The following is a 16210-nucleotide window of genomic DNA, read 5'->3' on the forward strand; positions in this document are numbered from 1 at the left end:
AAAGCTGAACCTAATAAAAAGAAATGAGCAGCATAACGGCTCATTTCATTAGTACAAAAATATTTATAATAAGAGCTAAAATACATACAGATACAATGGCAATGAGTACGTTCATCACAAGGTTTTGCGAGGATGTTTTAGCTTGTTTTTTCATATCAGCCCGACTCATCTGTTGCTTTTCATGATCACTTTTAGACATCACGTAGCCTCTCCTATTCATCAAAATGTCAGCAGTGTGTAAATGATTTTTGAGAAACCTTGATCCAGTTTTTTTGTATAAACAGCAGCACATACAGGTTATCACCAGTTATTTTAGCATGTTTTGTCAAATAAGTGGACTATGTAGCGCTTCAATTTAGTATTCACGGCCAAATATATTTAAATTCGTTGCTTTTCTCTTCTTTTCTCGCTATTGTTTGAGAAGAAGGATAATTAGATACGATAAAGGATGATACGATATTGAATAACCATACGCAGCTGCCTCAGTATATCTACACATACGCATGCAGCGAAGAGGAACTCTCACTATGTCAATTAGAGAAACGCTCTCTTTTTGAAATTGAAACTGAGAAACCTATCATAAAAAGTGCCGTTAAACTTGATCCAAGCAGAAGCCCTTTTATCAAAGAGCGATTAGATATTATGTATGAATCAGATGACCTTGCGGATATTTGCAAACAAGTAGAAGATATTGACCTTGGAGATCAAACATTCAAACTCATTTTTATGAAAATTAATGACTTGGAAAAAGATCAAAAAATAAGTTATAAAGGTCAGCGTGCTGTTGAACGTGATGTGGGTTGGCATTTTGTAGCAGAAGCAGACTTGCATAACCCTGACCATTTGTTTGGCATTGTTCCATTTGAAGGACGCTGGTATTTTGGAAAATATCAAAAAAGCGAAGCGGTATGGCTGCATCATTTGAAGAAACCGCGTGAATACTCTACAGCACTCAGTACCCGCCTTGCAAGAGCTGTAGCTAACATTGCCGTTCCAAATCCTGAAGGAATCAAAGCGATTGATCCATGCTGTGGTATTGGTACAGTTCTGGTAGAAGCTCTTTCAATGGGCATTGATATTGTAGGACGGGATATCAATCCACTTGTGACCGACGGATCTCGTGAAAATATTGCGTATTTCGGCTTAAGCTGTGATGTCAAAACGGGACCGATTTCGGATGTTACAACTCACTATGATGTAGCTATCATCGACATGCCTTACAATCTCTACACCCACGCGACGCCTGAAGATCAGCTTTCTATTTTGAAACACGCTCGCCGCTTTGCGGATAAAGTAGTCGTGATTACAGTAGATACGATTGACCATATGATTCATGAAGCTGGCTTTTCTATTTCAGATCGCTGCGTAGCGCGCAAAAGCGTATTTTCTAGACAAGTAGTTGTATGCGAATAAAAAAAGACACCAGTCTAACAGGCTGGTGTCTTTTGATTTACCACTCTTTAGGTTCATAGTCTAATTCTTTGAATAGCTGCGTACGCTCTTTTTTCGTTAAATCTCTCCATTGCCCAACAGGTAAGTTGTTTAAATGGATATTCATAATACGCGTGCGCTGAAGGCGGTATACTTCATATCCAAGCACTTCACACATACGGCGAATTTGACGATTTAAACCCTGTGTTAAAATAATTTGAAACTCGTACTTAGACAGCTGTGTCACTTTACAAGGAAGCGTTTTTGTACTCAGAATCTTTACTCCCTCAGACATGTTTTTGATAAACTCCGGTGTAATTGGCTTATCTACTGCAACAATATATTCTTTTTCATGTTTGTTTTCTGCACGTAAAATTTCGTTAATAATATCGCCGTCATTTGTAAGTAAAATTAAGCCGTCTGAATCCTTATCTAGTCGTCCGACATGGTGAATACGCAAAGGGTGATTGACTAAGTCAATGATGTTTCCCTTTACTTTTTTTTCACTCGTACTTGTAATGCCGACTGGTTTATTAAGCGCAATATATACATTATTTCGAGCAATCCGAAGCTGTTGGCCGCTTACTCGAATATCATCGCCAGGCTTAACTTGATCTCCAACTTTTGCAACCTTCCCATTAACGGTTACTCTTCCTTCACTAATTAACTTATCTGCCCCTCGTCTTGACGCTTTGCCAGATTCGCTAATAAATTTATTCAGTCTCAGGTGAATCACAACCTTACATTTAAAAATTTTAAAATTTGTCTCTTCTATTAGAAACAGATATGTGTCAATTTCTATACCGTCCCTATCGTAACATGCTATACGCTTCTCGTCTTCTTTTAATTTCATTACTGGATCATATTTTTTTAACAGTAATAGAAGTATAGATCCAAAATACTTTGTAATCTTATTCTTAACATTTCAAGCAATGCTTACACCTGTCAAACTAACGTCAATCTCCACTCCTATACAAGACCTAAACGTCTAGATTGACTGATCCGTATAGGGTTGCTACCATTATACTGACCGATCAATTAGTAATTATATCAGGGAGCTGTTTTCATGGAATCAACCAATGGCGTAGGTTTAAGCATCGGTCCCGTGATGACGCTTGCTTTAAATCAAGTACCTAAACCTCTTCACGCTCACGGTTCAGCTATTTCAAATACAATTAACCAAGTTTCAGGCGCGATTGGACCCGCTTTGTATACAAGTATTATGACCATGGCTTCTCAGCACTTTATTCAACAATCAAACGAAACGAATAAAACGCTGTTACAAATAAAAAGTATGACAAGCGGGGTCCATACCGTCTATTATGTAGCCATCGCTTTCGTTTCGTTCCTGCTCGCTCTTACGTTAAAGAAAAAAGACCAGCAGCTCGAAACGCAATAAATAAGAAACTGATAAGAGCTGCTCATAATTTGAGCAGCTCTTGTTACATGCATAATTTATATTACAAATGTAAAAGCAATCATAGATACTATTAAAACAAGGATAACAATACTTTTCTTTCTTTCCGTTTTCCATGTTTCAACAGCGCCCACGATACCACCAATAGCTAAAATAAAAGTACCTATAACGTGGAGAGGCAGCAGAGATAACAACCTGCCTAAACTCGCTATCACTCCTCCGGTCAATATAAAACCTGTTGTTGCAATAGATTTTAAAGATATTAAGTCTCGTATCGCTTCTTTTTTTTCAGTTTTACTCAGTTTAAAGTACTCTACTATACTAAAAACAGCGGGTGTTCCCCATAAAATAAAGAAGCTAATCAATCTATCTGTGTCTACACTCACTGTTCATTCACCGCCTTTATTAATCCCTTACGCTCAGTTCCACCATTTAACAAATAGTTATATATTATTCTTGCTTCAAGGATCCTCCAAAAGAAAATTGATAGTAATCATCAAGCTTATTCCAATACCCTATGCACTTTACGTCAGGCTCATCAATAGCTAACGCTTCTTTATTAGTTCCTTTGTAAGGAAGAAATGCCGTTAACTTCACCTTTTGTTTTGGCTTGATATTTAATTTATTTCCTTCTGCTAACACCTTAAATTTATTATCAGAATAACCGTTTTTCATTTTTAAAGGATAGGATAAAAATACATTATTTTGTTTGATGGTCAAATCGCTCTTGTTTACTAATTCCATTTCATATGAAATTCCTTGCTTCATTTTTTGTTCTTTGATTACGTTAATACTTATCTTTTCTAGTTCTCTTAAAGGAGCATTGTCTTCTTCTTTTGAACACCCGGCAAATAAGATGGCTAAAGCTAATAAAACAAGAATTCCTAACTTTCTATTCAAAAAACAATCCCCTCTCTAGTAACAAAGGTTATTTTACAATTATAACTCAAAAAAGTTATTTAATGGTAAAATGCAATTAAAAAAGCAAACCGTCATCGGGCTGCTTTTTAATTGCTACGCATAGGTAATGTGTTGTTGTGCGAAAAACTTTTCGATAAGGAGTTTGCCAACTATATGTATATCGTAACAAAAGAAAAAAGAATGCGCTGTGAGATTTGTCACTCCTTCTTTCAAAATAATCTAACCGAATACTTCCTATTGCCTTACGCAAAAAGAGCAGATCGCAAACGCGACCTGCTCTTTTCACATGCTAGAGATATGGGTAATTTGTCCATGCGTGAAAAGCTCTTCAATAATAAGGGGTTTATCACTACACTTATAGAATAACAAAGAAAAAAAGATGGGGCTGTGAGATTTATCACAGCCCCATCTTTTTTATCCAACTAGCTTATTAAATTGTACACGTTTATTAATTGCAGCCATAATTGGTGCTCCAACAAGCATAACAATGAACTCACCAACAGCCGTTGTTAACCATGTAAAGAAAAATGGTAAATCAAATGCTAAGTGCAGTTCAAACGCAATAATAAACATCGTGAACGTAAATACAAGTGTATTAACAAGCATACGAGCCCACATATTTTTAATGTAGCGCATAGAAAAAATGGTAATGAGTAATGATAGCACGGATTGTCCTACCCCAAACACCAGATCATAAGCGACCATTGGTGAAAAAAACAAATTCGTCAGAAATACTCCTAGCACAATGCCATACACGTACTTTTTATTAAACACAATTAAGTGATTGAACATTTCCGATATACGAAATTGGATATTGGTGAAGCCAAACGGCTGGATTAACATGCTGACAGCAATATACATAGCAGCTAAAAGACCGTTGACGCAAAGTGTTCTTATATTCATCTTACTATTCTCTCCTTAGTTTTTTAACGTGGGATGGTTACGAACCACGTAAACACTCAAAGAATCATACAGCAAGCTTAAGCTTTCGTCAATCTAGCTGTTTACAAACTACTGCCGGTTTCTATATCTTACATATTGACGGCTCTTTTTTCTTACTTTTCTTTAGTATAAAATAGAAGACGTATCAGTATACATAGGTGACATCAAGTAGTTAACCCTTTTGATTTGAAATACGAAAGGATTTGTAGCGATGTTAGATAATACAGATAAACGCATACTAGAAGAGCTATCAAAAAATGGACGTATAAAGATGAAAGAATTAGGAGAAAAAGTGCATTTAACCGGACAAGCCGCTTCTGCTAGAGTATTAAAGTTAGAAGATGAAGGCATTATCAAAGGCTATACAATTAACATTGATGAACGAAAACTCGGCTACATCATTCATGCATTTTTAAATATCTATACGCAGAGCATTCATCACCACCCCTACCTTACATTTTTAGAAAGTCAGCAGGAGCACGTTATCAACAACTTTAAGATCAGCGGCGATGGCTGCTACTTATTAGAATGCAAATTTCATTCAAATGAAGAACTAAATGATTTTTTGACAGAGCTAAATCAGCATGTGAATTACAAACTTTCAATCGTCATTAACAAATAAATTTTTTTGAAAAATTAAGGTATATTAATTTATGAAAATGGTAATCCTAATAACGTATTCCCCCTATTCCAATAAATTTGAAAATCCTTTGCACCATCGCAAAGGATTCTTTTTTTTATGTAGGAAACAGCCTTCTATTTTTTGAAAAGTTGAACATCTCTCACAGCGTTGACATAGCGGTCAGAGGTTTATATAATCGGTGACATCGAAGCATAGAAAAGCCGGATTAAGACCTATACACGTATCGTAATTCTTCGTCTTAGAAGTTGATCAGTTTTATAACTAGACAATTTCTAAGACGTTTTTTATTTTATCATTTATGAAACACTAGTAAAAACAAGATTCCACATGAAAATATCCTAATAATCAAGGAGGTTTGCATATTGAAAACAATCTATAAAGACATTATCTTAATTATTGTTGGCGCACTTTTAGTTGCTGCATCCATTGATTTTTTCGTTATTCCAAATAAATTAGGTGACGGAAGTACGGTTGGTATTGCCCTTGTTTTATATTATTTATTTCATATCCCTACAAGTATCAGCACATTTCTTGTAAACCTTATATTTATTGCCTTAGCCTATAAATTTCTAACCAAAAAAACGATTCTTTATACGATTCTAGGAGCCGTCATGACATCCGTTTTCCTCGGTCTAGTCAGCTATATTCCTTTTCACGTTCATGACATGATTTTAGGAATTGTATTTGGCGCCTTACTAATGGGAACAGGACTGGCTCTCATTTTTATAGCGGATGGATCGACTGGTGGAACAACTCTTTTGGCTTATTTATTAAACTACACAAAAGGCTATAATATCTCTAAAAGCATGTTCTACATGGACAGTGTAATTATTTTAGCATCGGTTTTCGCTATTGGCGTCAATAACATGCTCTATACTTTTATATTCGTCTATCTTTGTGCCAAAATTGTAGATGTCGTTATCGAAGGTTTCCACAACAAAAAAGCAATGACGATTATGTCCGATCAATACAAAGACATAGCGCAAGTCATCACCAGTGAATTTGGAAATGCAGCCACCATCTTTTACGGATACGGCTACTACGCCAACAAAGATAAACGTATTATTTACGTTGTTATTAAAAAGAACGAGCTATTAAAAATTAAAAAGAAAATCCAGCAAATTGACCCGAATTCTTTTATTGTCATCCACGAAGTAAAAGAAGTTGTCGGCGGGAAATTTGGATTTATCGGCAATTCGCCTCATGAAACAAAAGCCGCTGCTAAATAAAAAATCCACCTCTTGGTGGATTTTTTTATGAAAAAACCGTTAAGAAAAATGAAAAGATACCTGCTAAAAAGTAAACCGACCCTAACGCAATTGCTCCTGTAACGACCGTAAATACACTTAATCCGATAGCCACCTTCATTTTCATCCACATCCCTTTTTAGATTAGTAGTATAAGTATGTCCAAGAATAGAAGATTTATAACTATGCCGTCCTATTTATTTCATATATCGATGCAACAATTGTCTATTCAATGTGTTCTAAAACCACCCCTGGCGACATAATGTATAGGAAGGATTTCATATACACATCTTTGTATCACACATATCATATGAAATTAGGTGAGATAAAATGGTGGCTGTCCACTTTTTTGAAAACAGAAAGCTTCTATTAAGCCAGCTGAGGGAAAACATTCCTTCTAAAGGTGATGATTTAAAGATTAAAGGACGAAAAGGAACCGTCGTCCTTGTGAATGACATCGATGAAAAAAATGTTCACGTGGAAGTTGCTTTAGAAAGAGTAGTGAAAAAGAACTTAGCATTAGATAACGCTAAAAAGAAAAGGAGATAAGCGGCTTACGCTTATCTCCTTTTCTTTTTAATTTATATACGAATCGTCTGTATCTTTTGCTTCAGTTTCCCCAAAAAAAGAGACTCCTAAAAAGGAATCTGCAGCAAAGAGCGATATCATCGCCTGAATATTAATACAAACTATATTTTAACATATAAAAACATATTTTACAAAAATAAACTATTATTTTACGCATAATTATTTTTTATTCGAGGTTTTTCAACATCAGCAACCCATTTCGTATAGAGATCTTTATTTATTTTTCAGGCCAAATTTTTGCATCTGGCTCTAATAACCACTTATGCTCTTCTTCCATAATACGGTCTGTCCACGGATTATTGTCGAGATGGCGAATCATCCAGCAGAAGTACATCGCATAGCCGGGAGCCGTTGCTTGAGGATGATCCAATTCACCAGGAATTGTAATAAAACTATTATCAACTACACGATACGCATCTTCTCCAACCATTGCGCAGCCAAATCCTTGTGGCTTGTCAAAACGATAGTAATACACTTCGGGCTGGTCATGATGATGAGGCGGATAACTCGACCATCTTCCTGGATAAGAAATAACTTCTCCAATAACAAGGTTAGAGTAAGGAGCGCTATTGTAGTCAAAAATTGTTCGGATTACACGCTGAGCAGTACCTTCCCATACTCCTTCACCAGCCACTGTGTTTTGACAATCTTCGGGGGTATATAATTTTGATGAAAACTTTTTTTCATTATCCGTTTTTTGAACTAGTACTTCACTATCGGCAAGCCCGGTAATTTTGACCTCCACATTTTTTGAAACGTGCAAACACCAAGGCTCTTCTTCAAATAGGGACTGGCGCTGAATTTCTTTCGAATGGCCTTCCCACTCTAGCTTTACCTTTCCTTCTAGTAAAAGAATAGCCGTTTCACTACTGCTGTCTAGTAAAGTTTCCTCTTTTCCTTGAAACATTTTATAAATCCCAATATCCATCAGCATATCTTTGTGCTGACCGGTCATTTCTGTAAGTACGTTGTATCCTTTATTTAATTCACCTAATTTACCTAACATGCTTGAATTCCTCCTTTATGTAGTAGCGCAATAAGAATTTACTAATTGCTCATTTTTTCTTCATAGACTCTCTAAATTCTTTTGAATATGTGACTATGAGGATTTTTTATTAACGGCAATATTCTTGATTGTGTTCAATTATTTGTAGACGCTGTGGCGCCCCTTTTTAACGGAGCCGTTGATTTACGAATAATCAATTTTGGCTCAAGAAGCAAATGTTCTTTATGAATCGCTGGATATTTCATTTCTCTAACCAGCAAATCCACTACGTTTACAGCCATTTCTTTTGTCGGCTGTGCTACCGTTGTCAACATGGGCGTGATGGTAGTAGAAAGAACCGTATTATCAAAGCCAATCACTGATAAGTCTTGCGGCACATCAATTTTGAATTCTTTTGCAGCTTGCATAACGCCGATAGCCAATAAATCGTTACAAGCAAAAATAGCCGTCACTTTCTCCTTCATTGAAAAAATTTGCTTAGCACTTTCATATCCTTTTTGAATACTTGCTTCGGTCGTAATGACGTGCTGAGGCGGCACGATGATTCCATTTTCTTGCATAGCGTCTCGAAAAGCATCTAAACGGGCGTGGTTACTTTTTGCATTTTCTGTAATAATCGCAATTTTTTTATGATGCAAAGACAATAAATAATCAGCCGCTAAATAGCTCCCTTTGTAGTCATCCACTGTCACTGTATTAACGGATATGTGAGGAATTTCTGAAGCAATAACGCTAATCGGTATATCTTGCTTAAGCATATTTTTTAAAAGATTAGCATTGCGAAAAGCAGAAGCTACAATTAAACCGTCGATTCTCTGACGTATTAACAGCGACAGATACTTTTTCTCTTTTTCCGCATCGTTATCGGTATTGCACATTACAACATGGAAACCTCGCTCATGACTTCGGTCTTCTATGCTTCTTGCCAAATCGGCAAAAAAAGGGTTGGAGATGTCAGGTACGAGAAGCCCAATCGTTTTAGTGGGTTTTCCTGTTAAAGCAGATGCTACGACGCTTGGATGGTAATTCAACTGCGTCATAACCTCAATTACTTTTTGTCTTGTTCTTTCACTAATATGGCCGGTTTGATTGATGACTTTTGATACGGTAGAAATTGATACACCTGCTTCTTCAGCCACACTATAAATGGTTGGCTTCATTTCCTCTCCTCCTTTCCTTTCATAAACACATAAAAGGCGTAAAATCTTTTACAATGGAAATTAAAGACCGCTTTTTTCTTTAATAAAGTTTCTTGCTTTTAACGCATATTCAAAAGGATTAGCAAGGGCTGGATCCTGTTCTGCTTCTACGACAAACCATCCGTTATAATCCGAAGTGGCAAGCGTAGTAAATACTTCATCAAATTCAATAGCTCCGTCACCTGGAACAGTAAAGGCTCCTTCTTTTACCGCTTGCAAGAAGCTTAGGTCTTGTTCTTTGACTCGATCAACTACTTCTTGACGAATATCCTTTAAATGAACATGCTTAATACGGTGCAGATATTTTTTTAGGATATAAAGAGGTTCTTCTCCTGAAAAGACAAGATGACCGGTATCAAATAGCAGCGAAACAAGCTCCGGATTGGTAAGCTCCATTAGCTGCTCAATTTCTTCTGTTGTTTGTACACCTGTTCCCATATGGTGATGATAGACAATATGCATATCTTTTTCTTGTGCCAGTTTCCCAAGATGGTGCAGGCCTTCTGCAAGTCTGCTCCACTCTGTTGGCGTGAACACAGGCTTTTCTTTAAATAAAGGAACATCCATCGACCCTTGAATGCTGTGCCCTTGTTCAGACACAACAATTACTTTTGCTCCCATTTCGTATAAAAAATCGCGATGTTCAATAAATGGCGTTACCGTTTCTTCCAGCGGCTTTGTTATTAAAAATGTACTAAACCAGGCACTTGCAATTTCCAAATTCCGAAGCGATAATGCCTTTTTTAAGATTGAAACATTTCGCGGATATTTGTTTCCAACCTCACTTCCTCTAAAACCGGTTAAAGCCATCTCACTGATACACTGTTCGAATGTATTTTCAGCTCCCAGTTCAGGCATATCATCATTTGTCCAAGCAATTGGAGCAATCCCCAGTTTGACCGTATTTTCCTTGAACATCTCTTCCTCTCCCTTATATGAAATTAAAACCTCTTTTATATTTATCGAATGTTTCTCTTCAACAACCTCATTTTCTCCTGCTCCTTAATAAACTCTTGCCATTTCAAGGTTTTTCACCTTATCTTCATAAGCTTCCTGTACATGCTGATTTTTAGATACCTCTGCTACTCCTACATGCCACCATGATTCATAACCGTTCGTCATAGTTTTTGGCAGCACTTTAATATCAATTAGCGTAGAAACCTCTTGTTTTTGTGCATCTTCTATCGCCGTTTTTAATTCTTCAAGAGAACTTACGCGATACGTTTTTACACCGTAGCCTGCGGCACTGGCTGCAAAATCAATTTTCATCACGTTTCCGTTTAGTTTTCCTGTTTCATCGTTTCGATAACGAAACTCTGTTCCAAAGCTCCCCATACCATTTGACATTTGCAGGTTATTGATGCACCCGAAGCCCGAGTTATCAAACAGTAAAATGTTTATTTTTTTTCTTTCTTGAAGGCTTGTAATAAGCTCTGAATGAAGCATTTGATAGCTTCCATCTCCAACCATCGCATACACTTCTTTAGCTGGTTCTGCCAGCTTAACTCCAAGTGCGCCTGATACTTCATATCCCATACATGAATATCCATATTCCATATGATAGGTATTAGGTTTAGTAGACTTCCACATTCTCTGTAAGTCGCCTGGAAGACTTCCTGCTGCACCAACAATGACGGAGTTGTCATCAAGGAGCTTATTCACCTCTCCAATTACTTCTGTTTGCGTTAATTGAGTACCAAGTGATTCTACATATTCAGCTAAGCTTTCATCTAAATGACCTTGTATTTCTGGAACAAAATCTGCACCAGTAAAACGTATGCTATGCAGACGCTCTAATTCTGTTTCCCATGCGTCTTTAGCATTTGCAATTTCTGTTGTATAACCAGACTGATAGCCAATTGATTTTAGCTCTTTCCTAAGAGCAAGCAACCCTTCTTTTGCATCAGCTACAAGTTTCACAGCATCAAGTTTATTTGCATGAAATTCAGACGTGTTAATGGTAAGAAATTGCACGTTGGGATGTTGAAAAAGCTGTTTAGATGCTGTTGTAAAATCAGTAAATCGAGTGCCTACTCCAATTACTAAATCTGCTTCTTTAGCAATTGTATTAGCAGCTGAGTTCCCTGTTACACCTATTCCGCCCAGATTATAGCGATAGTCACTTTCAACGGCACTTTTCCCTGCTTGAGTTTCTCCAAATGGAATATGGAACTCACTAGCAAATTGTTTTAACTCTTTTGCAGCTTCTGAATACCGAACGCCTCCTCCACAAATGATGATTGGCTTTTTCTTTGTTTTCATTAATTGAATTGCATCTGCTAGACTGTCCCTAGTCGGAAGGCGGCGCTCAATGCGGTGAACGCGCTTTTGGAAGAAATAAGCTGGAAAATCCCATGCTTCTCCCTGCACATCTTGAGGCAAACAAATAGTTACAGCTCCCGTATCTGCTGGATTCGTTAATACACGTATTGCATTAATCATAGCTGTCATCAATTGTTCAGGGCGGCTTACGCGATCCCAGTACTTACTCACTGGTCGAAAAGCATCGTTTGTAGAAATAGATAAATCATATGACTGTTCAATTTGCTGCAAAACGGGATCCGGCTGTCTAGTTGCAAATACATCACCAGGAAGCAGCAAAATTGGAATATTATTAGCTGAAGCAGTGGCCGCCGTTGTAACCATATTTGCTGAACCTGGCCCCACTGAAGATGTGCAAGCCATAATTTGCTTTCGATGTTTTTGTTTTGCAAAAGCCATCGCTGCATTGGCCATTCCTTGTTCATTACGTCCCTGATATACATCTAGATGTCCTGGGTCTTCTTCCAAAGCTTGCCCAAGACCTACCACATTTCCGTGCCCGAAAATTGTAAAAATCCCTTTGATAAGCTGATGCTGCTTTCCATCAAATTCAACATACTGCTGATTTAAAAACTTCACTAATGCTTGTGCCGTTGTCATTCTAACTGTTTCCATGCTTCTTTCTCCCTTCTAGTACTAGATTGCGATTTTAAAAAAGGAAGCATAAGGAATATCTTTAATTCCTGATACTTCCTTTTTAAATGAGATGCGATTTTTAATGAATCACTTACCAGCGCGTTGTTACCATTTTCTTTCTTGTATAAAACTCCACGCCGTCCGTACCATTTGCATGAAGATCACCATAAAAAGAGTCTTTCCAGCCAGAGAATGGGAAGAATGCCATAGGTGCCGGCACCCCTACATTTACTCCTAACATACCAGATTCAATATTTTCACGGAACTCACGTACACTTGCGCCGCTATCTGTATAAATACAAGCACCGTTTGCAAATCGAGAGTTATTAGCTACTTCAATAGCTTCTTCTAATGTTTTCACACGTACAATGGACAGCACAGGTGCAAAAATTTCATCTTGCCAAATTTTCATTTCTTGCGTAACATGATCAAAAATCGTTGGTCCTACAAAGTAGCCATTGCCATTTACTGCTGCATCAGTACGACCGTCACGAATTAGCTCTGCTCCTTCTTGCACGCCTGATTCAATATAGCTGAGCGTACGCTCTTTATGATTTTCACGAATAACTGGTCCTAAGAAGACGTTTTCTTCTAAGCCGTCGCCAATTACAATATCATTTGCTTCCTCTACTAATCTTTCAATTAGCTGATCCGCAATTTCTTCTTGTACAGTAACAACAGATGCTGCCATACAACGTTCACCTGCTGAACCAAAAGCGGCTCCGATAATTTGTTTTGTTGCTACGTTCAAATCTGCATCCTTTAATACAATTGAATGGTTTTTAGCACCGGCTAAAGCTTGAACACGCTTTAAGTTTTCCGTACCTTTTTTGTACACGTACTCAGCTACAGGCTGGGAACCTACAAACGAAATAGCTTTCACTAACTTATGTTCAAGAAGACCGTTTACCACATCATGCGCGCCGTTTACAATGTTTAATACACCTTTTGGCAAACCAGCTTCTTCAAATAATTCTACTAATCTTGCAGCTAAAAGCGGTGTACGCTCAGAAGGCTTTAACACAAATGTATTGCCGCAAGCGATCGCAAGCGGGAACATCCAGCAAGGAACCATCATTGGGAAATTAAACGGCGTAATTCCCCCAATTACACCAATTGGGTAGCGGTACATGCCAGACTCAATGTCTGTTGCAATATCAGGAAGCTGTTTCCCCATCATTAACGTAGGAGCACCCGCCGCAAATTCTACACATTCAATACCACGCTGCACTTCGCCCCGCGCTTCGCTAAAGCTTTTTCCGTTTTCAACCGTCACTAACTTTGCTAATTCATCCCAGTTATCTACTAATAGCTGCTGATACTTGAATAAAATTCGTGCACGTTTAGGCACGGCTGTTTTTGCCCACCCTTTGAACGCTTCATTTGCTGCTTGCACCGCTTGATCTACGTCTTCTTTTGTAGAAAGAGGTACCTGGGCGATTAATTCACCTGTCGCTGGGTTATACACAGGTTCCGTTTTTGATGTAGCTGATTCAATCCATTGTCCACCAATATAGTTTTTTACTGTTTTTACTGCTGTCTGTGTCATAGAATATCTCTCCCTTTATCTCATTTTAATAAGCTGCTATTTCTTTAATCTCTCAAGCAATCTCTCAAGATTTTCCCTTTGTTTATTAAGCTTCCTGCAAAACTTCTGTTGCTGTTTCCATAAAGTTGAAGAGCTCAGCGCTTGTCGGCATAGCATCTGAACAGCTGTGTTTTGAAATTACAATCGAAGCGGAGGCACCCCCCAATCGCATTGCCTGTGGAATTTCCAGCCCTTGCATCAATCCGTAAATAAAAGCTGAAGCATATGAATCACCCGCGCCAAACGTTTTCAGAACTTTTGTTTTAAATATTCCTCCGCGGTGAGACTTACCATCTCTTGTATAGGCAATAGACCCTTCTCCACCGTGCTTAATCACGACGATTTGAGCATGGTGAGAAAACCAGCGCTCTGCTGTTACTTGATCATTAGATTCTTTATAATTTAAAAGTTTTTCCATCATGTCAAACTCTTCTCGCGTGCCAATAATTACATCTGATTTTTCAGCGGCTAAATTAAAATAGACTGCCGTTTCAGCTTCCGATTCCCATGTATATGGACGATAGTCGATATCAAAAAACACTACAACTTCATGCTTGCGTGCGTGTTCTAGTGCTAAAAACACTGCTTCACGAGAAGGACTTTGCGCAAGAGCCGTTCCAGATATTAAAAGTGCCTTTGACTGTTTGATATATTCTTCGGATACTTCTGTAGGACTTAGCTTTAAATCCGCTACGTTATCACGATACATTAAGATGCTGCAATCTGTAGGGCTCTTGATTTCCGTAAAAGCAAGCCCCGTTACGGCCCCCGTTTTATCAACAACAATGCTATCTGTATTAATCTTATTTTTTTGCAGATAATCCGTAATGAAGCGTCCCATTTGATCATTTGATACTTTTCCGATAAAACCGGTTTTTAAGCCTAGCCTTGCTGCTCCAATCGCAATATTAGCCGGAGAGCCTCCTACATATTTAGTAAATGTTTTAGTCTCTTCCATTGGACGCTGTGTTTCATTTGCATTTAAATCAATACATAAACGGCCAACAGCGATGAAATCTAACCCACGATTTTCTTTAAAAACAAGCGGATTCATCTTTATTCCTCCTTAGTTAAGCGCTTTCCTAAAAAGGCGAAAAGAGCAAGATATTCTCTTTCAGCCCACATTTCTATCATTAATTCACTGCGTATTTTTTATGTTCAATCTTCACTGGCTGCCCGGATAGTAAAGATTCTTTTGCTGCTTTAGCAATTCGTTCTGCTTGTAACCCATCGTTCCCTGTACAAATAACGCTTTGTTTTTCCATAATTGCTCTTGCAAATTGTGTCACTTCCGCTATGTACGCTTGTGTATAGCGCTCAAGAAAGAAATACAGGGGCTTCTCTTTAACTACACTTTCGCCTGTTGATATTTCTACCGTAGTAGGACGGCAATTGTCAGCAGCAGCTGCACCTTTTTCACCAAAAACTTCAAGGCGCTGATCGTAACCATAGACAGCTTGACGACTGTTATCGATTACACCTAAAGCTCCATTTGCAAATTTTAATGACACAATTGCCGTATCTATATCCCCTGCTTCTTCAATAGCAGGATCGATGAGCGTCGTGCCGTAAGCCGATACTTCAATTACTTCACTGTCCATTACATAACGAGCCATATCAAAATCATGAATCATCATATCCATGAACAATCCTCCTGAAGCGCGAACGTATTCCGGACTCGGAGGCTGAGGATCTCTGGAGGTGATTTTTAAAATGTGCGGCTGTCCTACTTCTCCTTGCTGTACAAGATCATGCACTTTTTTAAAGTTGGGATCAAAGCGTCGGTTAAAGCCAACTTGAAGCTGCACGCCATGTTCTTTTACTACTTCTAACGCTTGGATTGTTTCTTCTACTGAAAAACTAACGGGCTTTTCACAGAAAATATGCTTTTTCGCTCGAGCTGCTTCTTTAATAATCGATGCGTGCGTATTCGTTGGCGAACAAATGAAAACGGCATCAATTTCTGGATCAGCTAATAAATCTTGATAATTTGTTGTTAACGTCGAAATTTCTTTACTTGCAGCCCATTCATGTAAATGGTCTACTACCACATCTGAAACCGCTTTAATTTTTATTTGCGGCATTAATTTTAAATTATCAACGTGTAATTTCCCTATGCGTCCAGCACCAATTATTCCAATTGTAAGAATCCCCATCTTATTTTCCCCTTTAATTAAAAGTTAAGAAAACATTCGCTCAAACCTCTATATAGGTTAAGCGCTTTCCTGATTCCAATTATACATAACGTTTTCTGAAATGCAAACATTTTT

Annotated in this window: 18 protein-coding genes and 1 riboswitch; of the genes, 6 read left to right on the forward strand and 12 right to left on the reverse strand. The window is 37.9% G+C overall.

The annotated features are described in order from the left end of the window. Window positions 1-40: 40 nt before the first annotated feature. Entirely contained in the window at window positions 41-199 is a 159-nt protein-coding gene (locus POF52_RS24710) for a hypothetical protein (RefSeq protein ID WP_013081614.1), read from the reverse strand. A 260-nt stretch (window positions 200-459) separates the two neighbouring features. On the opposite strand from POF52_RS24710, the gene POF52_RS24715 reads away from it, so the two are divergent. Next, window positions 460-1413, forward strand: a complete 954-nt coding sequence (locus POF52_RS24715; protein ID WP_271995773.1) for a TRM11 family SAM-dependent methyltransferase — start codon at window positions 460-462, stop codon at window positions 1411-1413. Window positions 1414-1450: 37 nt separating this feature from the next. Here POF52_RS24715 and rluF read toward each other — a convergent pair whose 3' ends face one another. Next, complete coding sequence (gene rluF, locus POF52_RS24720) at window positions 1451-2167, reverse strand: 23S rRNA pseudouridine(2604) synthase RluF (protein WP_271995776.1); 717 nt, start codon at window positions 2165-2167, stop codon at window positions 1451-1453. A 330-nt stretch (window positions 2168-2497) separates the two neighbouring features. Between rluF and POF52_RS24725 the strand changes: the two genes are divergently transcribed. Then, a complete protein-coding gene (locus POF52_RS24725) occupies window positions 2498-2830 on the forward strand; it encodes a hypothetical protein (protein WP_271995779.1) in 333 nt (110 codons plus the stop codon). A gap of 56 nt (window positions 2831-2886) precedes the next feature. On the opposite strand, the gene POF52_RS24730 is transcribed toward POF52_RS24725, so the two are convergent. Further along, entirely contained in the window at window positions 2887-3234 is a 348-nt protein-coding gene (locus POF52_RS24730) for a hypothetical protein (protein WP_271995781.1), read from the reverse strand. Between the two features lie 64 nt (window positions 3235-3298). Next, a complete protein-coding gene (locus tag POF52_RS24735; protein ID WP_271995784.1) occupies window positions 3299-3748 on the reverse strand; it encodes a hypothetical protein in 450 nt (149 codons plus the stop codon). Window positions 3749-3922: 174 nt separating this feature from the next. Here POF52_RS24735 and POF52_RS24740 point away from each other — a divergent pair, with 174 nt between their 5' ends. Next, complete coding sequence (locus tag POF52_RS24740; protein WP_074897560.1) at window positions 3923-4135, forward strand: hypothetical protein; 213 nt, start codon at window positions 3923-3925, stop codon at window positions 4133-4135. 48 nt (window positions 4136-4183) lie between these two features. Here the strand turns inward: POF52_RS24740 and POF52_RS24745 are convergent, their stop codons facing one another. Then, on the reverse strand, window positions 4184-4672 hold the full coding sequence (locus tag POF52_RS24745; protein WP_013081607.1) for a QueT transporter family protein: 489 nt from the start codon (window positions 4670-4672) through the stop codon (window positions 4184-4186). 9 nt (window positions 4673-4681) lie between these two features. Further along, a riboswitch (PreQ1 riboswitch) is annotated at window positions 4682-4726 on the reverse strand. Between the two features lie 196 nt (window positions 4727-4922). Between POF52_RS24745 and POF52_RS24750 the strand changes: the two genes are divergently transcribed. The 3 genes from POF52_RS24750 (at window position 4923) to POF52_RS24760 (ending at window position 7150) form a co-directional block, all read left to right on the forward strand. Then, a complete protein-coding gene (locus POF52_RS24750) occupies window positions 4923-5333 on the forward strand; it encodes an Lrp/AsnC family transcriptional regulator (RefSeq protein ID WP_016762919.1) in 411 nt (136 codons plus the stop codon). 383 nt (window positions 5334-5716) lie between these two features. After that, complete coding sequence (locus tag POF52_RS24755) at window positions 5717-6583, forward strand: YitT family protein (RefSeq protein WP_013081605.1); 867 nt, start codon at window positions 5717-5719, stop codon at window positions 6581-6583. Window positions 6584-6931: 348 nt separating this feature from the next. After that, a complete protein-coding gene (locus tag POF52_RS24760) occupies window positions 6932-7150 on the forward strand; it encodes a hypothetical protein (protein WP_271995792.1) in 219 nt (72 codons plus the stop codon). Between the two features lie 256 nt (window positions 7151-7406). Here the strand turns inward: POF52_RS24760 and POF52_RS24765 are convergent, their stop codons facing one another. The 7 genes from POF52_RS24765 to iolG form a co-directional block, all read right to left on the reverse strand. Then, complete coding sequence (locus tag POF52_RS24765; protein ID WP_016762917.1) at window positions 7407-8195, reverse strand: 5-deoxy-glucuronate isomerase; 789 nt, start codon at window positions 8193-8195, stop codon at window positions 7407-7409. Between the two features lie 134 nt (window positions 8196-8329). Further along, a complete protein-coding gene (locus tag POF52_RS24770; protein WP_176585678.1) occupies window positions 8330-9355 on the reverse strand; it encodes a LacI family DNA-binding transcriptional regulator in 1026 nt (341 codons plus the stop codon). A 60-nt stretch (window positions 9356-9415) separates the two neighbouring features. After that, on the reverse strand, window positions 9416-10312 hold the full coding sequence (iolE, locus tag POF52_RS24775) for a myo-inosose-2 dehydratase (protein WP_271995797.1): 897 nt from the start codon (window positions 10310-10312) through the stop codon (window positions 9416-9418). An 84-nt stretch (window positions 10313-10396) separates the two neighbouring features. Continuing rightward, the gene (gene iolD / locus POF52_RS24780) at window positions 10397-12331 is read right to left on the reverse strand and encodes a 3D-(3,5/4)-trihydroxycyclohexane-1,2-dione acylhydrolase (decyclizing) (protein WP_271995800.1); all 1935 of its coding nucleotides are present in this window, start codon (window positions 12329-12331) and stop codon (window positions 10397-10399) included. Between the two features lie 112 nt (window positions 12332-12443). After that, window positions 12444-13901, reverse strand: coding sequence for a CoA-acylating methylmalonate-semialdehyde dehydrogenase (locus POF52_RS24785; protein WP_013081599.1), 1458 nt, complete (start codon window positions 13899-13901; stop codon window positions 12444-12446). A gap of 85 nt (window positions 13902-13986) precedes the next feature. Next, window positions 13987-14994 (reverse strand): 5-dehydro-2-deoxygluconokinase, encoded by a 1008-nt coding sequence (gene iolC, locus POF52_RS24790; protein WP_271995805.1) that lies wholly within the window; start codon window positions 14992-14994, stop codon window positions 13987-13989. A gap of 79 nt (window positions 14995-15073) precedes the next feature. Continuing rightward, on the reverse strand, window positions 15074-16096 hold the full coding sequence (iolG, locus tag POF52_RS24795) for an inositol 2-dehydrogenase (RefSeq protein WP_050691411.1): 1023 nt from the start codon (window positions 16094-16096) through the stop codon (window positions 15074-15076). Window positions 16097-16210 lie beyond the last annotated feature (114 nt).

It is taken from the genome of Priestia sp. AB, assembly GCF_028369225.1.
GTDB classification, from domain to species: domain Bacteria; phylum Bacillota; class Bacilli; order Bacillales; family Bacillaceae_H; genus Priestia; species Priestia megaterium.

Excerpts from the sequence above, each read along its gene's own strand:
- POF52_RS24770 (WP_176585678.1), bottom strand. The coding sequence starts at position 9,355 with ATGAAGCCAACCATTTATAGTGTGGCTGAAGAAGCAGGTGTATCAATT.
- POF52_RS24710 (WP_013081614.1), bottom strand. The coding sequence starts at position 199 with ATGTCTAAAAGTGATCATGAAAAGCAACAGATGAGTCGGGCTGATATG.
- iolC (WP_271995805.1), bottom strand. The coding sequence starts at position 14,994 with ATGAATCCGCTTGTTTTTAAAGAAAATCGTGGGTTAGATTTCATCGCT.
- POF52_RS24745 (WP_013081607.1), bottom strand. The coding sequence starts at position 4,672 with ATGAATATAAGAACACTTTGCGTCAACGGTCTTTTAGCTGCTATGTAT.
- POF52_RS24765 (WP_016762917.1), bottom strand. The coding sequence starts at position 8,195 with ATGTTAGGTAAATTAGGTGAATTAAATAAAGGATACAACGTACTTACA.
- POF52_RS24760 (WP_271995792.1), top strand. The coding sequence starts at position 6,932 with ATGGTGGCTGTCCACTTTTTTGAAAACAGAAAGCTTCTATTAAGCCAG.
- iolG (WP_050691411.1), bottom strand. The coding sequence starts at position 16,096 with ATGGGGATTCTTACAATTGGAATAATTGGTGCTGGACGCATAGGGAAA.
- POF52_RS24750 (WP_016762919.1), top strand. The coding sequence starts at position 4,923 with ATGTTAGATAATACAGATAAACGCATACTAGAAGAGCTATCAAAAAAT.
- POF52_RS24725 (WP_271995779.1), top strand. The coding sequence starts at position 2,498 with ATGGAATCAACCAATGGCGTAGGTTTAAGCATCGGTCCCGTGATGACG.
- iolD (WP_271995800.1), bottom strand. The coding sequence starts at position 12,331 with ATGGAAACAGTTAGAATGACAACGGCACAAGCATTAGTGAAGTTTTTA.
- POF52_RS24740 (WP_074897560.1), top strand. The coding sequence starts at position 3,923 with ATGTATATCGTAACAAAAGAAAAAAGAATGCGCTGTGAGATTTGTCAC.
- iolE (WP_271995797.1), bottom strand. The coding sequence starts at position 10,312 with ATGTTCAAGGAAAATACGGTCAAACTGGGGATTGCTCCAATTGCTTGG.
- POF52_RS24785 (WP_013081599.1), bottom strand. The coding sequence starts at position 13,901 with ATGACACAGACAGCAGTAAAAACAGTAAAAAACTATATTGGTGGACAA.